Annotated in this window: 21 protein-coding genes and 1 riboswitch; of the genes, 15 read left to right on the top strand and 6 right to left on the bottom strand. The window is 42.7% G+C overall.

Annotated features, from left to right (window positions below):
- Positions 1-2 precede the first annotated feature (2 nt).
- Positions 3-746, bottom strand: coding sequence for a bis(5'-nucleosyl)-tetraphosphatase PrpE (prpE, locus tag NSS92_RS08700; protein ID WP_267586025.1), 744 nt, complete (start codon positions 744-746; stop codon positions 3-5).
- 161 nt (positions 747-907) lie between these two features.
- Between prpE and NSS92_RS08695 the strand changes: the two genes are divergently transcribed.
- The 10 genes from NSS92_RS08695 (at position 908) to NSS92_RS08650 (ending at position 9,964) form a co-directional block, all read left to right on the top strand.
- Positions 908-2,749 (top strand): monovalent cation:proton antiporter family protein, encoded by a 1,842-nt coding sequence (locus tag NSS92_RS08695; RefSeq protein WP_075622822.1) that lies wholly within the window; start codon positions 908-910, stop codon positions 2,747-2,749.
- 59 nt (positions 2,750-2,808) lie between these two features.
- Positions 2,809-2,918, top strand: a riboswitch (TPP riboswitch).
- A gap of 78 nt (positions 2,919-2,996) precedes the next feature.
- On the top strand, positions 2,997-3,707 hold the full coding sequence (tenA, locus tag NSS92_RS08690) for a thiaminase II (RefSeq protein WP_340867348.1): 711 nt from the start codon (positions 2,997-2,999) through the stop codon (positions 3,705-3,707).
- Positions 3,682-4,299, top strand: coding sequence for a thiazole tautomerase TenI (gene tenI / locus NSS92_RS08685; protein WP_340867347.1), 618 nt, complete (start codon positions 3,682-3,684; stop codon positions 4,297-4,299). Before tenA ends, tenI begins: the two co-directional genes overlap by 26 nt.
- Positions 4,283-5,395: a glycine oxidase ThiO gene (thiO, locus tag NSS92_RS08680; protein WP_340867346.1), complete on the top strand. Its 1,113-nt coding sequence runs from the start codon at positions 4,283-4,285 to the stop codon at positions 5,393-5,395. The genes tenI and thiO overlap by 17 nt, the downstream gene beginning before the upstream one ends.
- A complete protein-coding gene (gene thiS, locus NSS92_RS08675; protein WP_267586029.1) occupies positions 5,392-5,595 on the top strand; it encodes a sulfur carrier protein ThiS in 204 nt (67 codons plus the stop codon). The genes thiO and thiS overlap by 4 nt, the downstream gene beginning before the upstream one ends.
- A 4-nt stretch (positions 5,596-5,599) precedes the next feature.
- On the top strand, positions 5,600-6,367 hold the full coding sequence (locus NSS92_RS08670; protein ID WP_142944524.1) for a thiazole synthase: 768 nt from the start codon (positions 5,600-5,602) through the stop codon (positions 6,365-6,367).
- Complete coding sequence (locus tag NSS92_RS08665) at positions 6,364-7,377, top strand: thiazole biosynthesis adenylyltransferase ThiF (RefSeq protein WP_340867345.1); 1,014 nt, start codon at positions 6,364-6,366, stop codon at positions 7,375-7,377. The genes NSS92_RS08670 and NSS92_RS08665 overlap by 4 nt, the downstream gene beginning before the upstream one ends.
- 16 nt (positions 7,378-7,393) lie before the next feature.
- Positions 7,394-8,200, top strand: a complete 807-nt coding sequence (thiD, locus tag NSS92_RS08660; protein ID WP_267586032.1) for a bifunctional hydroxymethylpyrimidine kinase/phosphomethylpyrimidine kinase — start codon at positions 7,394-7,396, stop codon at positions 8,198-8,200.
- A gap of 150 nt (positions 8,201-8,350) precedes the next feature.
- Positions 8,351-9,127, top strand: coding sequence for an enoyl-ACP reductase FabI (gene fabI, locus NSS92_RS08655; RefSeq protein WP_024425017.1), 777 nt, complete (start codon positions 8,351-8,353; stop codon positions 9,125-9,127).
- A gap of 114 nt (positions 9,128-9,241) precedes the next feature.
- A complete protein-coding gene (locus tag NSS92_RS08650) occupies positions 9,242-9,964 on the top strand; it encodes a CotO family spore coat protein (protein ID WP_340867344.1) in 723 nt (240 codons plus the stop codon).
- 36 nt (positions 9,965-10,000) lie between these two features.
- Here the strand turns inward: NSS92_RS08650 and NSS92_RS08645 are convergent, their stop codons facing one another.
- The 5 genes from NSS92_RS08645 to NSS92_RS08625 all read right to left on the bottom strand — a co-directional run bounded on the left by NSS92_RS08645 (position 10,001) and on the right by NSS92_RS08625 (position 12,645).
- Positions 10,001-10,444 carry a CotY/CotZ family spore coat protein gene (locus tag NSS92_RS08645; protein WP_024426462.1) on the bottom strand — a complete coding sequence of 148 codons (444 nt, stop codon included), beginning with the start codon at positions 10,442-10,444 and terminating at the stop codon, positions 10,001-10,003.
- Between the two features lie 203 nt (positions 10,445-10,647).
- On the bottom strand, positions 10,648-11,139 hold the full coding sequence (locus NSS92_RS08640) for a CotY/CotZ family spore coat protein (protein ID WP_003211658.1): 492 nt from the start codon (positions 11,137-11,139) through the stop codon (positions 10,648-10,650).
- 147 nt (positions 11,140-11,286) lie between these two features.
- Positions 11,287-11,781 carry a spore coat protein gene (locus NSS92_RS08635; RefSeq protein WP_267586033.1) on the bottom strand — a complete coding sequence of 165 codons (495 nt, stop codon included), beginning with the start codon at positions 11,779-11,781 and terminating at the stop codon, positions 11,287-11,289.
- 88 nt (positions 11,782-11,869) lie between these two features.
- Positions 11,870-12,205, bottom strand: coding sequence for a spore coat protein (locus tag NSS92_RS08630; RefSeq protein ID WP_095408678.1), 336 nt, complete (start codon positions 12,203-12,205; stop codon positions 11,870-11,872).
- 44 nt (positions 12,206-12,249) lie between these two features.
- On the bottom strand, positions 12,250-12,645 hold the full coding sequence (locus tag NSS92_RS08625; protein WP_267586034.1) for a spore coat protein: 396 nt from the start codon (positions 12,643-12,645) through the stop codon (positions 12,250-12,252).
- A 167-nt stretch (positions 12,646-12,812) separates the two neighbouring features.
- Here NSS92_RS08625 and NSS92_RS08620 point away from each other — a divergent pair, with 167 nt between their 5' ends.
- The 5 genes from NSS92_RS08620 to NSS92_RS08600 all read left to right on the top strand — a co-directional run bounded on the left by NSS92_RS08620 (position 12,813) and on the right by NSS92_RS08600 (position 14,290).
- On the top strand, positions 12,813-13,163 hold the full coding sequence (locus tag NSS92_RS08620) for a DUF1360 domain-containing protein (RefSeq protein ID WP_024425011.1): 351 nt from the start codon (positions 12,813-12,815) through the stop codon (positions 13,161-13,163).
- Positions 13,164-13,234: 71 nt separating this feature from the next.
- Positions 13,235-13,363 (top strand): hypothetical protein, encoded by a 129-nt coding sequence (locus NSS92_RS08615; RefSeq protein ID WP_255290946.1) that lies wholly within the window; start codon positions 13,235-13,237, stop codon positions 13,361-13,363.
- 87 nt (positions 13,364-13,450) lie between these two features.
- Positions 13,451-13,672: a hypothetical protein gene (locus NSS92_RS08610; protein WP_267586035.1), complete on the top strand. Its 222-nt coding sequence runs from the start codon at positions 13,451-13,453 to the stop codon at positions 13,670-13,672.
- Between the two features lie 84 nt (positions 13,673-13,756).
- Positions 13,757-13,894, top strand: a complete 138-nt coding sequence (locus tag NSS92_RS08605) for a YjcZ family sporulation protein (RefSeq protein ID WP_024426457.1) — start codon at positions 13,757-13,759, stop codon at positions 13,892-13,894.
- 138 nt (positions 13,895-14,032) lie between these two features.
- On the top strand, positions 14,033-14,290 hold the full coding sequence (locus tag NSS92_RS08600; RefSeq protein WP_008348417.1) for a stage VI sporulation protein F: 258 nt from the start codon (positions 14,033-14,035) through the stop codon (positions 14,288-14,290).
- The last annotated feature ends 7 nt before the right edge of the window (positions 14,291-14,297 follow it).

The following is a 14,297-nucleotide window of genomic DNA, read 5'->3' as shown; positions in this document are numbered from 1 at the left end:
TTTTATGATGTGAAATGCTGAAACCTTGAATCGTCATAAGGCATAGAGGAAGAAACAGAGACTGTTTTAAGCTCAGGGTATGTGAGGGCAGACAGCTGGTTGCCAAATACGCAGCCTGTATCAATATTGACGGTTCTGCCAACGAATCGAGGTTCTTTCACTGGTGTATGGCCGTACACAATCCACGGTTTTCCGTGATACTCCTTTGCCCAGTCCTTCCGAACAGGCCGTCCATCTGGCCATGTTTCTCCTGTGACGGCACCAAATAATAGATAGGACCGCATCTGTTTATTCGGCTTTTTTCCAATATCCTTTTCCTTCATCGCTGCGTGCGCAATAATCAGCTCATCAGGAATGAGTACATCATAAAGCGGAGCCTTCTCGAATAACTGCTTAAATTCATGTGACAATTTGTTTTGTTCATGAATTGGCAGTTTTTTTATTTCGTTCACTGTGGTTTCGATGCCATGAAGCAATTTGACGGGATTTCCTTTTAAATAGCGGTAAAGCTTAAAGCAATGGTTGCCAGGTACATAGCGGATTGCGCCGTGTGAATAGGCATGAATGACAAATCGCATGACGTCTACTGACTGAGGTCCTCGATCTGTTAAATCACCAACAAGGGCCAGCATTCTCTTATCAGGATGGACGGGTAATCCATGTTTGAGTTCGTATCCTAGTTTGTATATGAGGGTAAGCAGCTCTTCGTAGCAGCCGTGGATATCGCCAATAATATCGAATTTCATAAGGTTTCCTCCTGATTTTTTCATCCATTCCTCGGATATAAAGAAGTTTGAATTTTAGAAAATATAACGAATGGCTTTCATTTCATTTGGGCAATTGTTAGAATCAATGCTTTAACGTAAGACTTAAAAAATTAAACATGAATGTTAGGAGGCTTTAGCCAATGGAGCATACATCTGTTTCATCACTCGTTGTCGTTATTATTGTCGCCTTTTTCACCCCTATTTTATTGCACCGATTTAAGCTGACCATTCCGGTCGTTGTAGCTGAAATCATCATGGGGCTCATCATTGGGAAAAGCGGTCTTCAACTGGTTGTCGAACATGATGCGTGGTTAGATACATTATCCATGCTCGGTTTTATTTTTCTGATGTTTTTAAGTGGGCTTGAAATAGATTTTTCTTCTTTTGAGTCAAAGAAGAAAGCAAGAGAACTTCCAAATGGTTTAAAAGAACCAAATACATTTAAAGCAGCCACCATTATTTTTCTCGGGGTATTTTGTATGTCCTTTATCCTGTCCTATGCGTTTGTACTCGCAGGGTTTATCCAAAATGCCTTTTTAATGACGCTCATTATCTCTACCATCTCATTAGGCGTAGTGGTTCCAACCTTAAAAGAGGAGAAGTTGATGCAGACGAATATCGGTCAAATCATTTTGCTTGTAGCTGTCATTGCTGATTTGGTCACGATGATTTTACTTGCTGTGTTTTCCTCCATTTATGGAGATGGAACAGGGAACATGTGGCTCCTGCTCTTATTATTTGCTGCAGGCATTCTTCTTTATTTATTTGGCCGCGTATTTAAGACAAAGTCAATTTTTCAGTCGATGTCTAAAGGAACCGTGCAAATTGGGACAAGGGCAATCTTTACTCTCATTATAGTCTTAGTTGCCTTATCTGAATCACTCGGGGCTGAAAATATTCTTGGGGCGTTTTTAGCTGGCGTGCTTGTGTCCCTTCTTTCGCCAAATAAAGAGCTCGTTCAGCAGCTGGACTCATTTGGCTACGGATTTTTAATCCCGATCTTTTTTGTGATGGTCGGAGTAGATCTGAATATATGGGCACTGTTTAAGGACCCAACCATCATGATCATGATTCCGCTGCTGTTTATTGCGCTGCTTATGAGTAAGCTCATCCCGATTCTTTATTTGAAAAAATGGTATGACATGAAAAAGGTCATTGGCTCCGGCTTTTTATTAACTTCAACGCTATCACTTGTCATTGCAGCTGCGACGATTGGTGAGCGGCTCGGGGTCATTGATCATAAAATGTCAGGAGCGCTGATTTTAGTTGCTGTGTTAACGAGTATTTTAACACCTGTTTGGTTTAAAGCGCTGTTTAAAAAAGAACAAGCGGCAAGCCATAAGAAGCGTGTGACCTTTATTGGTGCAAATCAGCTGACCTTACCTGTCACACTTGATTTGCATCAGGATGAATATGACATTCGGATTTTGCATGTTTTTCAAGAAAATAAGGAAGCGCTGCTGGCAGATTCTATCTTTGAAGTCGAATCAATTGAACAATACGATGATGAGACGCTGAGAAAGGCAGGCGTCGGCCAAGAGGATGTCCTTGTCGTCGCAACAGGCAGTGAGACGAAAAATAAGGAAATTGCTTTATTTGCAAAAGAAGAAGGAGCAAAACAGGTCATTGCAAGTGTCAACAAAGCAGAGGCAGAGCTGACATTGAAGGAAGCGGGCATTGATACGTTTTCTACTTTCCTTTCATCTAAAACGGTGCTAAGAGCTTTGATTGAAGCACCTGATGCGATTCGATTGCTGACAAATGAGGATTCTTCTTTGTATCAAATTCAAATGAACAATCATCGTTATCATAATGTCATGCTGAGAGAATTTCCTTTCACCGGTGATTTGGTATTTGTCCGTATTTTCAGAGGGGTAGACAGCTTAGTACCGCATGGAGATACGACACTTAGAAGCGGCGACCGTGTGCTTGTATCGGGCTCCCGGGAGTATGTGGCAGGACTAAGAGCCCAATTAGAATGACAATGAACCCTTGACCAATGAACAATTCCTGATTAAGATAGAGGTACAACATCATATATTTGATCCACTAGGGGAGTCCTTTAAAAGGGCTGAGATAAAAGTGTCGACTTTTAGACCCTCATTACCTGAACAGGTTCATACCTGCGTAGGGAAGTGGTGCGGTTTTTGACTATGCTTTTTACAAATTCCAAGCCACTTTCCACGCGGAAAGTGGCTTTTTTATATGGAAAAACAGGAGGAGAGGAACATGACGTTTTCAACAGAATGTAAAGAGGCTGCAGCAGCATGGTGGAATGGAAGCTTTACGCATCCTTTTGTCAAAGGGATTGGAGATGGCACACTTTCACTCGATCGTTTCACCTATTATGTGATGCAGGATTCGTATTATTTAACTCATTTTGCAAAGGTGCAGGCATATGGAGCGGCGATTAGTGATGACTTACATACGACGGGCAGAATGGCGTATCATGCTCAGGGCACGTATGAAGCAGAGCTGTCGCTGCATAGGAAATTTACAGAGCTTCTGCAGATTTCTGATGAAGCCATTGAGAACTTTAAGCCTTCCCCCACTGCTTATGCGTATACCTCTCATATGTACCGATCTGTAAAAAGCGGACGGTTTGAAGAGGTTTTAGCCGCATTATTACCATGTTACTGGCTCTATTATGAGGTAGGTGAAAAGCTGAAACAAACAACACCTGACCATCCGATTTACCAAGAATGGATTTTGACATATGGAGGCGATTGGTTTAAGGAACTTGTCTTCGAACAGGTGAACCGCTTTGATGAACTCGCGGAAAAAGCACCAGAACATGTACGGGCCAATATGAAAGAAAATTTTGTGATTTCAAGCTATTACGAATATCACTTCTGGGAGATGGCGTATCAAAAAGAAATGTGGCAAACAGCATGCTTAGATGGGGTTGGTGCAAATGGAACTCCACGCAGTGACAAATGATTCGTTTCCTGCGGGTGAACTGATCAAACAAATAAAAGCCATTGCGACTGAAGTGGATTTTATTCATATTCGGGAACGGTCTAAAACAGCAAGTGAGCTTGTTGATCTCGTGAAGAATCTCCTTTTAGAAGGTGTGCCGAAAGAAAAGCTCGTGATCAATGACAGAGTAGACGTTGCGCTGCTTACCAATATTCACAGGGTGCATCTCCCGGGCCACAGCTTTTCGCCAAAAGAGCTGCGAAAAAAATTTCCTCACCTTCATGCGGGAGTGTCTGTCCATTCGATAGAAGAAGCGAAAGCAGCAGAGAAAAATGGAGCAGAGTATGTCATGTTTGGTCACGTATATGCCACCTCTTGTAAACCAGGACTTCAGGCAAGAGGTGTACAGCTTGTGAAAGAACTGACTTCTGCACTAACCATTCCAGTGGTGGCCATCGGCGGGGTGAACCCAGAACGAGTTCCAGAATTGAAACACGCAAATGTGAAAGGAATCGCTGTCATGTCTGGGATTTTTACTCATCATCACCCGCGTATGATGGCACAAGCATTTTCTGAAAAGGTAAAGGAGAATCCTTATGAAGAAGCATTATGACGTAGCAATCATTGGTGGTGGAATCATAGGGATGTCAATCGCCTATCACCTTGCAAAAGCAGGAAAACAAGTGGTCTTATTTGAAGCGAGTGAGATAGGGAAGCAAACGACAAGTGCGGCTGCCGGGATGCTCGGTGCACATGCTGAAGGAGAGGGTCACGAGGATATTTTCTTTCAGGCAGGCAGAGCAAGCCAGGCATTGTACGAAAAATTAAAGGTCGATCTTTTGCATGAATCAGGCATTGATATTCGAACTTCAGCGGGCGGTATCATGAAGGTCGCCTTTACAGAAGAAGAGAAACAAACCCTTTGCCGGATGCAGCATTTGTCTACATTTAAGTGGCTTGACGCAAGCAGTGTAAAAAAATGCATGCCTCAAATCACAGATCACATGCTGGGAGCAGGTTTAATTGAAGAGGATGTGCATGTGGAGCCTTACGCTGTATGCAGGGCTTTATGGCAGGCGGCCGTCCGGTACGGAGCAGATGTGAAAGAGTGTACACCGGTGATCGAAGTGAAGCGGGACAAAGAAGTGTTAACTGTCAGAACATCGAAGGGCACATTCACATGTGATGACCTGACAGTCGCAAGTGGTGTATGGTCTGGCCGTTTTTTTGAAGAGCTCGGATTATCGCATTCTCTTTATCCAGTAAAAGGGGAATGTGTGTCTGTATGGAATAACGGTCCAGCGCTCGCACACACCATTTATCATGATCATTGTTATATCGTTCAGCGAGATAGCGGAAAGCTTGTCATCGGCGCAACGATGAAGCCAAACGAGTGGCAGGCTGTTCCAACGCTTGGCGGCATGGAAGCTGTGATTCAAAAGGCGTCTCAGCTTATGCCTTCTATTAAGGAGATGCCGATTGAAGAGTGCTGGGCAGGCCTTCGTCCGGCGACAAACGACCGGCATCCTTATATCGGAAGACATCCAGAAGACAAGCGTATTCTTTTTGCTGCAGGGCATTACAGGAATGGCATTTTACTTGCGCCGATTACTGGAGAAATCATTCGTGACCTGATATTAGACGAACCGGTCAAAGAGGAATGGCTTCATGCGTTTCGTATTGGACGAAAGGAGGCACTATTCGTATGAAGATTCAATTGAATGGCAGAATCATTGATTTCGATCAAGAGAATGGAACGATCTATGATCTGCTATCATCCTATCAGCTTGAAAACCGTGTGGTGATCGTTGAAAAGAACCATGAAATCATTGATAAAGAAGCGTTTCAACAAGTAGAAATTCAACCAAATGACACGATTGAAATCGTTCACTTTGTAGGAGGAGGATGACCCAATGCTGCACATTGGCGGAAAAACATTCACATCGAGACTATTACTCGGAACAGGGAAGTACCCATCATTTGAAATTCAAAAAGAAGCGGTGAACGTATCGGAAGCCGAAATTTTAACCTTTGCTGTCAGAAGAATGAACATATTCGAAGCATCTCAGCCTAATTTTTTGGAGCAGCTTGATTTATCAAGATATACGCTGCTTCCGAATACAGCTGGTGCAAGTACAGCAGAAGAGGCAGTGCGTATTGCCCGTTTAGCAAAGGCTTCTGGCTTGTGTGACATGATCAAGGTAGAAGTCATTGGCTGTTCAAGGTCTCTTCTGCCAGATCCAGTTGAAACATTAAAAGCATCTGAAATGCTGCTCGAAGAAGGATTTATCGTGCTGCCATATACATCTGATGATGTGGTGCTGGCAAGAAAATTAGAAGAACTCGGTGTCCATGCCATCATGCCTGGTGCTTCTCCAATTGGTTCAGGCCAAGGCCTGCTAAATCCTCTGAACCTCTCATTTATTATCGAGCAGGCGAAGGTGCCGGTCATTATTGATGCTGGCGTAGGCTCTCCGAAGGATGCAGCTTATGCGATGGAGCTTGGAGCTGACGCTGTATTACTAAACACCGCTGTCTCTGGTGCAAAGGATCCTGTGAAAATGGCAAAAGCAATGAAACTCGCGATTGAATCAGGAAGACTAGGCTACGAGGCAGGACGTATTCCGCTGAAAAACTATGGGACAGCGAGCAGTCCACAGGAAGGAATGCCGTCATTTTGAGCACTCGTTACTCACGCCAAGAGCTTTTTCAGCCAATCGGAACAGAGGGGCAAAATCGGCTAAAGGACTCAAAGGCGGTCATTATTGGAGCGGGGGCACTTGGAACCGCTAGTGCTGAAATGCTCGTTCGTGCCGGCGTTGGATCTGTCACCATTTTGGACCGAGATTATATTGAATGGAGCAACCTTCAGCGTCAGCAGCTTTACACGGAGCAAGACGTGAAGGATCGGCTGCCAAAGGCTGTGGCGGCTGAAAATAGACTCAAGCAAGTAAACAGTGACGTGCACCTCAAAGGAATCGTGATCGATGTGACTGCTCACAATATTGACGAACTTGTCAGTGGGGCATCGATCATTGTGGATGCAGCGGATAATTTTGAGGTGAGAATGATCGGAAATGATGCCGCTGTCAAACATCAAATTCCGTTCCTTTATGGGGCCTGTGTAGCGAGTTACGGCATTCAATTCACTGTGATCCCTGGTGAGACGCCGTGTTTACACTGTCTGCTTGAACATTTACCCGCACAAGGCATGACATGTGATACAGCAGGTATCATTAGTCCAGTTGTGCAGCAAGTGGCGGCATATCAAGTGGCAGATGCACTTAAATATTTAACAGGACATCAAGTGACTCCAATATTAAAATCCTTCGATTTATGGAAAAACGAACGGTCTGATATTCGATCGGCCGCGTCTTTAAAGAAGAAGCAATGTCCAAGCTGTGGACTGAAGACCTATCCATTTCTTTCATATGACAAGAGAGCGAAGGCGGATGTACTATGCGGCCGCAATACGGTACAAATCCGCAGTGCAGCAGAAACACCGCCGCCTTTACATGAAGTAGCTCTTCGGTTAAAGCAAGCAGGGATGGATGTGCTTGAAAATCCATATTTGCTTTCTTGTCAAAAGGATGAGTTTAAACTTGTCTTATTTAAAGATGGCAGAGCGCTTGTTCATGGTACGAATGATATTGCCAAAGCAAGAACCATTTATCATCAATGGATTGGGTAATGAGAGGTGTGAAGAAATGACGATCAAAAAAGCATTCACAATCGCGGGTTCTGATTCTGGCGGCGGAGCAGGGATTCAGGCAGATTTGAAAACTTTTCAGGAGCTCGGTGTGTATGGAATGTCTGCGATCACAGCGATTACTGCGCAAAACACACTAGGTGTTCACGGGATATACCCGCTTTCAATCGAGGCGTTAGAGCGTCAAATAGATGCAGTGGCAGAAGACTTACTGCCAGATGCTGTAAAAACAGGGATGCTGTGGAGTTCTGAAATGATCAGTGCTGTGGCCGAAAAAACGAATCAATATGACTTGAAGCTCATTGTCGATCCAGTCATGATTGCCAAAGGCGGCGCCTCTTTATTAAATGAAGATGCTGTCTCTGCTATGAAAACACAGTTACTGCCTGTCAGTTATGCCGTAACACCGAATCTCCCGGAGGCAGAAGTACTGACAGGTATACGTATTCAGACAAAAGACGATCGCTATCGAGCAGCAGAACGTCTTTATGAGCTAGGCACGAAACATGTCGTGATCAAAGGCGGCCATGGTCCATCTGATGGGATGATTACAGACCTGCTGTATGATGGAAAAGGCTTTATTGAAGTCACAAATGAACATATTGATACACCACATACACATGGTACAGGCTGTACGTTTGCAGCAGCATTAACAGCTGAAATTGCGAAAGGATTTTCGATGAAGGAAGCCTTTGAAACAGCAGAAACCTTTGTCTATGAAGCCATCAAATTCCCTTTACGTATTGGATCTGGACACGGGCCTACCAACCATTTTGCTTATCAGCAAAACAGAATCAAACGATAACGGAATTGAACCGTCTTCACTTGTGAGGGCGGTTTTTTCGCGAAAATGAAACTTTCTTTCAGCGGAAATTGTCATTCTCTTATGATCTGTGATAATATTATGATCAGGTACTAATACTATGTCTTGAAAAAATAGGAGGCTTTATTACATATGAACTTTTCTTTAGAAGGCCGTAATATCGTGGTGATGGGTGTTGCCAATAAACGAAGCATCGCTTGGGGAATTGCCCGCTCACTTCATGAAGCTGGAGCTCGTTTGATTTTTACTTATGTTGGAGATCGTCTTGCTGAATCGGTAAAAGAGCTTGCAAGCACACTTGAGCGTGATGATTCAATCATTCTTCCATGTGACGTGACAAGTGATGAAGAAATCGAAAAATGTTTTGCTGCAATTAAAGAAAAAGTACAAGTCATTCATGGCGTTGCGCATGCAATTGCATTTGCAAACAAGGAAGAGCTTGTTGGCGAATACTTGAACACGAACCGTGAAGGTTTCCTTTTGGCGCACAACATTAGTGCATACTCATTAACTGCTGTAGCAAAAGCAGCACGTCCATTAATGACAGAGGGTGGAAGCATTGTGACGCTTACATACCTAGGCGGAGAGCGTGTTGTATCAAACTACAACGTCATGGGTGTAGCGAAAGCATCACTTGAAGCAAGTGTGAAATATTTAGCAGCTGATTTGGGCGCAGAAGGCATCCGCGTGAACAGTATTTCTGCTGGTCCAATTCGTACGTTATCTGCAAAAGGCATCAGCGGCTTTAATACCATTCTGAAGGATATTGAAGAGCGTGCACCGCTTCGCCGTACAACAACTCCTGAAGAAGTTGGCGATACAGCTCTATTCTTATTCAGTGATCTATCTCGCGGCATGACAGGTGAGAATCTGCATGTTGATTCTGGCTTCCATATCATTGCCCGCTAAACGAATACATGACTTGCAGCATACCGATGAAGGGTATGCTGTTTTTTTATTTTTCTTCTGATTTGAGGCCTCCGTTCATATATATAAGGAATGAATCATTCGGGAGGGATTAGTATGTCAAATAAAGGTGATGAGAATCAAAAGCCGCTGATGTATATTGTTCAGCCGAGCTATCATGAATCAAAGCCGGCCATGCAAAATATTGTGAGAAAGCGAAAGAAATCAGAAAAACAGCCAGAAAGTGATACCAATGAAAAAGACGTGATCGAAGAAAGCAAGCAGGAGGAACCTGCAGCTCAAGAAATAGAGCATAAAAAAGAAGCCGAGCCGCCTAAACTTCAACAAGAACGAGATATGACACAAGAAGCTGAGTTTACAGAAGAACAAGAGATCACACAAGAAGCCGAGCCTGCACAGGAACAAGAGGCAACACAAGAAGCCGAGCCTACGCAGGAACAAGAGGCTACACAAGAAGCCGAGCTTACACAGGAACAAGAGATCACACAAGAACCAGAGCTCATACAAAAGCGAGAGTCTCAAGAAGAAGAGGGAAATCAGCCAGAAGGTGTCTTTCATGAAACAAAAGAAGAACCAAGAAGAAAACGAGTGAAAAAGCCTTTAAGTCAGATGAGTATTGATGAAAAAGTCGATTTTCTCACAAGACTGCCTCATAATATGCCAAGAGCTCTTTGTCTAATTGAAGCTGATGGTAAAACATATAGAGGAATCATCATGGATCGAAATGATGATACAGTGGTCATTCGTACAGCAGGCGGGGGGAATCCAGTCGAATTAGCGATTGCTGAGATTTCTTCCATCCACCCGCTAGGTTTTTAACTAATAAAAAAAAGTCCCATATAGGGACTTTTTTTGTTAGCAGTTACGATTGATGAGTCGTGGGTTTAGGCACTCGATTGCGCAGAAGCAGTCAAGGTCTACTTCAACGCAATACTTCGATTTTTCTAATCGGAACACATCACATAAGGAATCTTTATCTGTAAAATCTAAAATATGACGGTCTTTGTCAAATGCGATAAGCAAGCTGAGTGTTGCACAGTGATCACAGATATGTTCGACTCTGAAAAATGCAGTGCTGAAGCAAGGGCCTGCGTCTACTTCTCCGACATTTCCGAATGCGACGAATGGTTTTGATTTGGATGTAAAGAGAACAAACGGGACAGTGTCACCTAATGAATGTGATGGAGAAAGGAGATTGCTGTAACAGCTGGTCGGGCAATCTTCTTTGACAGCATTTTGCAAGTCGCTAATGTTTTCAACAGCCTCTGTTACACAGCTCCATGAATGATTGCGGCTCATATTCAACCCTCCTATACTAGGAAATTTGTTTGAGTGTTTGAGCACTGTCATCATCTTCTAGCTATCTTTGCCGGCTCGTGCATCTACTTTTAACCAATGCGGAAGCGGCCGCTTCTTATGCTGACTGCTCCGCATGATTGGCTGTCATTTGTGAGGAAGGGGATGCTTTGACTCATGAAAAGTTAGATGAGCGGCCTGTTGATTTAGCCGTGGTGATGATGCTTTTTATCTTTTGATGGCATGACTCTGTCGACAAGCTCTGGGTTTAAGCATTGGATTGCGCAGAAGCAGTTTAGATCAACCTCAATACAAAAGTCAGTTTTTTCTAGACCAAAGAAGTCAGGGTCACAAGGGTGACACACGCTTAGCGTATGTCCGTGTACATCAACAGGTCTTAATACAGATAACGTAGCACAGCAGTCGTGTAATTTTTCAACCCGGAAGAAAATAGATTCGAAGCATTGGCAATCGTCAACGAATCCTCCGATGTTTCCGAAAGTAGAGAACAACCCGCCCTTTTTATCAAAAAGTAAAAACGGAATCGTATCTTTTCCAGAAACGGTTGGGCTTAATAAATTACTGTAGCAGCTCGTAGGACATTTATCTTCTACAGCTTCCTGCTCTGCTAAAATCTTATCAACTGCATCGCATACACAGTTTTCATCATGTCGGCCATGGTGTTTTCCGCAGCTCATGGATTTCAGCTCCTTTAACAAGGTATTTGACTTTAGTCCTTAACAACATATGTATGCGCCCTCTAGTTGGTGTGGGTAAATGACCAATTATATTTGATGTATTTTGATAAAAAGGAAAAGCAGAGCTTTTCGCTCTGCTTTTGTACATTAGAGGATACCGATTGCAACGATTGTCGCAACAAGTGTTTGAGTAAGTGTTTGGATTGCGATAGAGATGTCCGCATCGATTGTAGATACTGTAACGTTTCTTGAATTTTCGATGACAAGTTTTTGGCGGTTTGTTTGTTTGTGAGTAGCGGCTTGTAAAAGATCCTGCGTAACGCGGTCTGCCAAATCACCGTCAGCGATTGAGATATTTGTAATAGTGATGATCGCTGTTTGAATCGCTACTTGGATAGATGCTGCAACCTGTGCATCAACAGAAGAGACGTTAATGTCACAAGAGTCTCTGACGATAATGACTTCTTCAGATGTCTGCTTTGTGAAGCTTACTTGATCCAAGTCTTGTAAGACATCTTCATCATCATAATAGTCGTCACAAAGTGCTTTTCTTTCATAGTTGTAATCGTCGTGGTGTCTGTGGTGTCCGTGGTGTGTACAGTTACGATCTAGAGCGACCCAAGAATATGGTTTAGAATCCATTTCTATTCCTCCTTCCGTTTACTTTATTAAATGCTGGAATGCGTGGTTTTGTCTCGGGCATTTACCCTAGCAGGCAACCCATTTTTATTTAATCGTTATTACGCTGTGCATCACGGCGCTGCTGAATACGATTTCGAAGTGAATTTCGTTTTGGACGTACTTTTGGTTCAGGCTCTACTTGTTCCGGATGTTTTGCTGCCTCAGCCTGCCTTTTTTTCTCTTGCTGCTGTTCTACGAAATCATTTGCTTTCTTTTGTAAATCCTCCACTAATTTCAAAATCATTCTTCTTTGATCATCTGAGATATTTGCTTTCTGATCATCAGTGATATTGTTTTTGTTTAACACATCACTTACAAGAAGACTCGTTAGTGGATCAATATCAGTATTGATTTGAAACTCCTTTTTTTCGTTCTCTTCAGCCACGATGATTTCACCTCTTTCATACGTCATGTTAGAAAAAGAAAGGGTCAAAGAATGCCGGCTTCAACTAAGAGTACATTCAATGTTTGAGTGAGAATTTGGACGGAGGTCATAATGGATGCATCTGATAATGTAATCGTAATGTTATGGCAGTTGATGATTTGAATCACAGTTTTCTTTTGGACTGTCACTTGTTGTGTGGATAAAAGCTGATCTGTGATGTCGGCAGCCACTTCATCGTCTGGTACAAGAATTTGGATTAAAAGAGTAATGATTGTCGTTACGGTCGCTTGAAGGGAGAGTGCAGCTGTTACATCTGTTTTATGAATTGTGACATTTTCGGAATCTTTGATCTCAATGAAATCATCATAATTGCTGATTAATTCGTTTAACAGTTGTGTATATAATATTTCAGCACTTTCTTCAATAGACAATACTTTCACTCCTTTCTTATCTATACATTATTTAATGCAACAAGGACGCAAGGTGGAATCGGAAAGTGTGAAAAAGTACAACCCAATTTTATTTCCACCCGATTCATCATGGCGGTCTTTTTTTTTGCATATATAAAGAAAGGACGGAAAAAGAAGAAAGAAGGAGGTGGAGGCTTCTGAGCGGTGCTTTGTCATTTGTCGTGTTTGCCCTCGCATCCTTTAGACTGACGAGACTGATTGTGTTTGATACCATTACTGCCCCTTTCCGCCGTCTATTTCATGAAGAACAGGAAGAGGTAAACGAACAAGGTGAGGTCGAAACATATATCATCATTAAAGGGGAAGGACTGCGGTCTTGGATTGGAGAACTGTTAAGCTGTTATTGGTGTACTGGCATATGGTGCACTGCTGCCTTACTTCTGATATACATACTTTTTCCTGTCATCAGCATGTGGCTTAATTTACTATTAGCGATTGCCGCAGCAGCAGGCATCATTGAAGCGGTCGTCTCAAAGCTTGTGAAATAAACAGGCATTCTGATCAGACACGCTTTCAACAAATGCATATACTATCATGGAATAGGAAAGGAAGGGTTGCGATGAAACCAAACGAAACGCCGTCACATACGCTTCAAGGTTATCCAGCGCAGTCAAATCAACAATCTGTATATACGAAGAAAATCAAGAAAACGGGCTGCGGCTGTGGAAACAAAAAGAAACCTCAATAGAAGAGAAAAACAAAAGCCGGATTTATCCGGTTTTTTTGTTGCCCTTTTTTTGAGTGGTGCATATGTAAGAGAGAAGGGGTGACCAGAATGGATGCATTCGAACAATTAATTGGTTCCTTGTTCACTAAACCCCATGATGGGAAAGAACAAGCGCACGAAAAGGCTGAAATGGATCTAGCGGATAAAGCGAATGATCTTGAGGAGCACTTAAAAGCATTTGGTGTGAAGATGGATGCTTTTGCGAAAGAAACAGAAGCATTCATGATGCGTCATAGAGAGGCAGATTACGTCTTTAAACAGCAGAAATAAAAAATCCGCACTTTTTTATGTGATCGTCCAAACCATTTCTTTCATTTTTCATACTTTGTAAGGGAGAAGAGGAGGTGCTTATATATGAGTTACGGTTACGGTGGCGGTTCTTGCGGCGGCTACGGTGGTGGCTACGGCGGCGGATATGGATCAACATTTGTTCTTGTCGTTGTGCTTTTCATCCTTCTAATCATCGTTGGTGCTTCTTTCTTTAACTACTAAAAAGTAAGAAGGTGAGGGAAGCAAGGGGGAAGCCTTTTGCTTTCCTTTCTCTTTGGTCAAACAAGGCTTTAGGATAGGCACATATCTCGCCTATTTTCATATAGTAAGGTGATTACTCCACAAAGAGGAGGCAAATGAATGGATAATAAATTCTTTAAAAGCGTAGAAAACAAAACCGGTGTGAATATGAATGATGTGTTTAAACTTGCAGGTTCTTTGCAAAATGCCAACTTTAAAGATGAGAATACCGTTCGAGGCGTCATTAAAAAAGTAGCGCAGCTTGCGAACAAACGTGTACCTAAAGAAATGGAAGACAAAATCGTTCAATCGATTACAAGTGGGAAAGAAAAGCTTGATTTCAATACAATCGCTAAAATGATGAACAACAAAAAATAAACAACAG

Source organism: Bacillus sp. FSL M8-0166 (assembly GCF_038008825.1).
GTDB classification, from domain to species: domain Bacteria; phylum Bacillota; class Bacilli; order Bacillales; family Bacillaceae; genus Bacillus; species Bacillus safensis.
The sequence above is the reverse complement of the archived record's forward strand: the minus strand, read 5'-3'. Positions and strand labels throughout refer to the sequence as shown.

Bases quoted from the DNA above. Each gene is read 5' to 3' on its own strand.
- thiO (WP_340867346.1), top strand. From the start codon at position 4,283: ATGAAGAAGCATTATGACGTAGCAATCATTGGTGGTGGAATCATAGGG.
- thiS (WP_267586029.1), top strand. From the start codon at position 5,392: ATGAAGATTCAATTGAATGGCAGAATCATTGATTTCGATCAAGAGAAT.
- NSS92_RS08695 (WP_075622822.1), top strand. From the start codon at position 908: ATGGAGCATACATCTGTTTCATCACTCGTTGTCGTTATTATTGTCGCC.
- tenA (WP_340867348.1), top strand. From the start codon at position 2,997: ATGACGTTTTCAACAGAATGTAAAGAGGCTGCAGCAGCATGGTGGAAT.
- NSS92_RS08600 (WP_008348417.1), top strand. From the start codon at position 14,033: ATGGATAATAAATTCTTTAAAAGCGTAGAAAACAAAACCGGTGTGAAT.
- NSS92_RS08645 (WP_024426462.1), bottom strand. From the start codon at position 10,444: ATGAGCCGCAATCATTCATGGAGCTGTGTAACAGAGGCTGTTGAAAAC.
- fabI (WP_024425017.1), top strand. From the start codon at position 8,351: ATGAACTTTTCTTTAGAAGGCCGTAATATCGTGGTGATGGGTGTTGCC.
- NSS92_RS08640 (WP_003211658.1), bottom strand. From the start codon at position 11,139: ATGAGCTGCGGAAAACACCATGGCCGACATGATGAAAACTGTGTATGC.
- tenI (WP_340867347.1), top strand. From the start codon at position 3,682: ATGGAACTCCACGCAGTGACAAATGATTCGTTTCCTGCGGGTGAACTG.
- thiD (WP_267586032.1), top strand. From the start codon at position 7,394: ATGACGATCAAAAAAGCATTCACAATCGCGGGTTCTGATTCTGGCGGC.
- NSS92_RS08650 (WP_340867344.1), top strand. From the start codon at position 9,242: ATGTCAAATAAAGGTGATGAGAATCAAAAGCCGCTGATGTATATTGTT.
- prpE (WP_267586025.1), bottom strand. From the start codon at position 746: ATGAAATTCGATATTATTGGCGATATCCACGGCTGCTACGAAGAGCTG.
- NSS92_RS08610 (WP_267586035.1), top strand. From the start codon at position 13,451: ATGGATGCATTCGAACAATTAATTGGTTCCTTGTTCACTAAACCCCAT.
- NSS92_RS08605 (WP_024426457.1), top strand. From the start codon at position 13,757: ATGAGTTACGGTTACGGTGGCGGTTCTTGCGGCGGCTACGGTGGTGGC.
- NSS92_RS08615 (WP_255290946.1), top strand. From the start codon at position 13,235: ATGAAACCAAACGAAACGCCGTCACATACGCTTCAAGGTTATCCAGCG.
- NSS92_RS08670 (WP_142944524.1), top strand. From the start codon at position 5,600: ATGCTGCACATTGGCGGAAAAACATTCACATCGAGACTATTACTCGGA.
- NSS92_RS08635 (WP_267586033.1), bottom strand. From the start codon at position 11,781: ATGGATTCTAAACCATATTCTTGGGTCGCTCTAGATCGTAACTGTACA.